The following is a 3,678-nucleotide window of genomic DNA, read 5'->3' as shown; positions in this document are numbered from 1 at the left end:
AATCGGTGACAGGACTTCAGACGTGAGCTCTACGGATCTGGGCGGGCGCCGGGCGGCAGGGCGCGGCCCGCACGGCGTGAGCGCCGGCACGGGCGGCGCACGGACGCCTGCGTTCAGGCCGTGCGCCTGAACGTCAGGGACTCGCCGAGCACGCCCGAGAGCCACAGGTCCTGGGCGGCCTCGGCGATCCGGTCGAGGCCCTCGGTGATCGTCGCGAAGATGTTCGCGGGCACGAACCCGGTGTCCGGGTTCAGCAGCAGGTTGTTGCGCTCGTAGAACACCGCGAGGTCGACGATGGACTCCTCGGCCTGCGGCCTGCCGCCCTGCGTGTATCCGTGGGAGCTCGTGTTCAACTGCCACTTGGCGAAGGAGAAGTAGGCGACGTCGCCGGGGATGGGCGTGATCGTCGGGTTCTCCGTGCCGGGCTCCTCGGCGGCGAACGCCGGCACCAGCGTGTAGATCTCGTTGCGCGCGTACTTGCCGTGGAAGACGTCCTTGCCGAGCGGCAGGGCGTTCCACACGGCCTCGCACGTGCGCGGCGCCTGGTCGTCGAGGAGCTTGGCCACGCAGCTGACGCCGCGCTTCTCCAGCGCGATCTCGATGTAACGGTCCACTTGTCCCCACTCTCCGTCTCTGTGGCGTGCGTTGCCGTCGTCCGGCCGGTCAGGACGCCGGCATCGCCAGGTAACGCGTTTCGAGGAACTCCTCGATCCCGGCCCTGCCGCCCTCGCGGCCGAGACCCGACTGCTTGACCCCGCCGAAGGGGGCCGCCGGGTTGGAGACCACGCCCTTGTTGAGGCCGATCATCCCGGTGTCGAGCCGCTCGGAGATCCGGAAGGCGCGCCTGAGGTTCTCCGTGTACAGGTACGAGACGAGGCCGTACGGCGTCGCGTTGGCCGCCGCCACCGCCTCGTCCTCGTCGCTGAACGCGACGACGGGGGCGACGGGCCCGAAGATCTCCTCGTGCAGCATCGGGGCGTCGGCCGGCACGTCGACGAGGACGGTCGGCGCGTAGAAGTAGCCGTCGCCCGGGGCGGGTTCGCCGCCCGTGAGTGCCTTGGCCCCGGCGTCGAGCGCCTGCCCCACGAGCCTGCCGACCTTGCCGCGTCCGTCCTCGTCGATCAGCGGGCCCACCTCGACGCCGGGCTCCGTGCCGCGCCCGACGACCATGGCGCCCATGCGCTCGGCGAGCCGCCGCGTGAACTCGGGGGCGACGCTCTCGTGCACGTAGAGCCTGTTGGCGGCGGTGCAGGCCTCGCCGATGTTGCGCATCTTGGCCTGCACGGCGCCCTCGACGGCGGCCTCCAGGTCGGCGTCCTCGCAGACGATGAACGGGGCGTTGCCGCCGAGTTCGAGCGACACGCGCAGCACCTGCTCGGCGCTCTGCGCGATCAGCAGCCTGCCGACGGCCGTCGAGCCCGTGAAGGACAGCTTGCGCAGCCGTCCGTCGCGCAGCAGCGGCTCGACGACCTCGCCCGGCCTGCTGCTCGTGACGACGTTCAGCACGCCGCCCGGGAGCCCGGCCTCCGCCATGATCCCCGCGAGCGCGAGCATCGACAGCGGGGTCTGCTCGGCGGGCTTGACGACCATCGTGCAGCCGGCCGCGACGGCGGGGCCGATCTTGCGTGTGCCCATGGCGAGGGGGAAGTTCCACGGGGTGATAAGCAGCGCGGGCCCCACCGGGCGCCGCATCACGAGCAGCCGGTCCTTGCCGTCGGGCGACGTCGCGTACCCGCCGTCGATGCGTACGGCCTCCTCGGCGAACCAGCGGAAGAACTCGGCGGCGTAGGCGACCTCGCCGCGCGCCTCCGCCAGCGGCTTGCCCATCTCCAGGGTCATCAGCAGCGCGAGGTCGTCGATCCGCTCGTGGATCAGCTCGTAGGACCTGCGCAGGATCTCGCCGCGCTCGCGCGGCGGTCGCGCCGCCCACGACTCCTGCGCCTCGTGCGCGGCGGTGAGCGCGTCCAGGGCGTCGTCGGTGCCCGCGTCCGCGACGGTGCGCAGCGGGCGGGCCACGGACGGGTCCTCCACCTCGAACACGTCCCCCGAGGCGGCGGGGCGCCAGTCGCCTGCGATGTGCAGCCCGGTGGGGACCGCGTCCACCACCGCGCGCTCGTGCTCTGCCTGTGCGGTCACTGTGTTCTCCCCGGCTCGTGGACAACGGCGCCCGTCCATGCTTGCATGTGTGTAGGTTGTTGACAATCCTACGATCGAGGTTCTCCCGCCCGGTACCCGAAGGAGCGAACATGGCCACACTCTCTCCCGTCCTCAAGCAGGCCACGCCCGTGCTCGCGGCCAGGGGCGAAGGCGTGTACGTGTACGACGAGGCGGGCCGCGCCCACCTCGACTTCACCGCCGGCATCGGCGTGACGAGCACGGGCCACTGCCACCCGCGCGTCGTCGAGGCCGCGCAGCGGCAGGTCGCCACGCTCGTGCACGGCCAGTACACGACGGTCATGCACCGGCCGCTGCTCACACTCACGGAGCGGCTCGGCGAGGTGCTGCCCGCGGGGCTCGACTCGCTGTTCTACGTCAACTCGGGCAGCGAGGCGGTCGAGGCCGCCATGCGGCTGGCGAGGCAGGCGACGGGGCGGCCCAACATCGTCGTCTTCCAGGGCTCCTTCCACGGCCGCACCATCGGCGCCGCCTCGCTGACGACGTCGGCGTCCAAGTACAGGTCGGGGTTCGGGCCGCTGATGCCGGGCGTCGCGATCGCGCCGTTCCCCGACGCCTTCCACTACGGGTGGGACGAGGAGACCGCGACGAGGTTCGCGCTGCGCGAGCTCGACCAGGTGCTCGCGACCGTCTCGGCGCCGGCCGACACCGCGGCGTTCTTCGTCGAGCCCGTGCTCGGCGAGGGCGGCTACGTGCCGGCCAACACCACGTTCCTGCGCGGCCTGCGGGAGCGCGCCGACCGCCACGGCATCCTCCTCGTACTCGACGAGGTGCAGACGGGCTTCGGCCGCACGGGGATGTTCTGGGGCCACGAGCACTTCGCGGGCAGGCCGGACATCGTGGTCACCGCGAAGGGGCTGGCCAGCGGGTTCCCGCTGTCCGCCATCGCCGCGCCCACGGCGCTCATGGAGAAGGCGTGGCCCGGCTCCCAGGGCGGCACGTACGGCGGCAACGCGGTCGCGTGCGCGGCGGCGATCGCCACGCTCGACGTGATCCAGGACGAGAAGCTCGTCGAGAACGCGGCGGAGCGCGGCAAGGAACTGCTCGCGGGGCTGCGCGAGGTCGCGGCGCGGCACGCGCCCGGGTCGGGGCCCGGCATCGGCGACGTGCGGGGGCTGGGGCTGATGGCGGGCAGCGAGTTCGTGACGGCGGAGGGCGAGCCCGACGGCGCGACGGCGTCACGCGTCCAGGCGGCGGCGTCGCGCCGCGGGCTGCTGCTGCTCACCTGCGGCGCGCAGGGCCAGGTCGTGCGCATGATCCCGCCGCTCGTCGTCACGGCGGACCAGGTACGCGAGGGCCTCGGCCTCTGGGCCGAGGCGGTAGCCGAGACGCTGCCCTGACGCCCCCGCCGCCCCCGCACCGCGCGCGGAACGCGGTCGTCCCGCCCCCGGGGAGGCAGGCGCCCCAGCGCAGCCGGGCACGGCGGGGCAGGCGCCAGGCCCCCCGCCGCGGGCTTGCCCGCCGCGGGGGGCCTGGCCCAGGCGCGGGTAGCACCGGGCGCCC

Annotated in this window: 3 protein-coding genes; 1 reads left to right on the top strand and 2 read right to left on the bottom strand. The window is 73.3% G+C overall.

Annotated features, from left to right (window positions below; all coding sequences use genetic code 11):
- Positions 1-113: 113 nt before the first annotated feature.
- Both JFN87_RS32415 and JFN87_RS32410 read right to left on the bottom strand, forming a co-directional pair.
- Positions 114-614 carry a DUF3830 family protein gene (locus tag JFN87_RS32415; protein WP_209345992.1) on the bottom strand — a complete coding sequence of 167 codons (501 nt, stop codon included), beginning with the start codon at positions 612-614 and terminating at the stop codon, positions 114-116.
- 49 nt (positions 615-663) lie between these two features.
- A complete protein-coding gene (locus tag JFN87_RS32410) occupies positions 664-2,103 on the bottom strand; it encodes an NAD-dependent succinate-semialdehyde dehydrogenase (RefSeq protein WP_307865681.1) in 1,440 nt (479 codons plus the stop codon).
- A 143-nt stretch (positions 2,104-2,246) separates the two neighbouring features.
- Between JFN87_RS32410 and JFN87_RS32405 the strand changes: the two genes are divergently transcribed.
- Positions 2,247-3,515, top strand: coding sequence for an aspartate aminotransferase family protein (locus tag JFN87_RS32405; protein ID WP_209345987.1), 1,269 nt, complete (start codon positions 2,247-2,249; stop codon positions 3,513-3,515).
- The last annotated feature ends 163 nt before the right edge of the window (positions 3,516-3,678 follow it).

The organism is Streptomyces montanisoli, assembly GCF_017813245.1.
Taxonomy (GTDB): domain Bacteria; phylum Actinomycetota; class Actinomycetes; order Streptomycetales; family Streptomycetaceae; genus Streptomyces; species Streptomyces montanisoli.
Note: the sequence above shows the minus strand (reverse complement) of the source record. Positions and strands in the feature narration are given on the sequence as shown.

Excerpts from the sequence above, each read along its gene's own strand:
- JFN87_RS32405 (WP_209345987.1), top strand. The coding sequence starts at position 2,247 with ATGGCCACACTCTCTCCCGTCCTCAAGCAGGCCACGCCCGTGCTCGCG.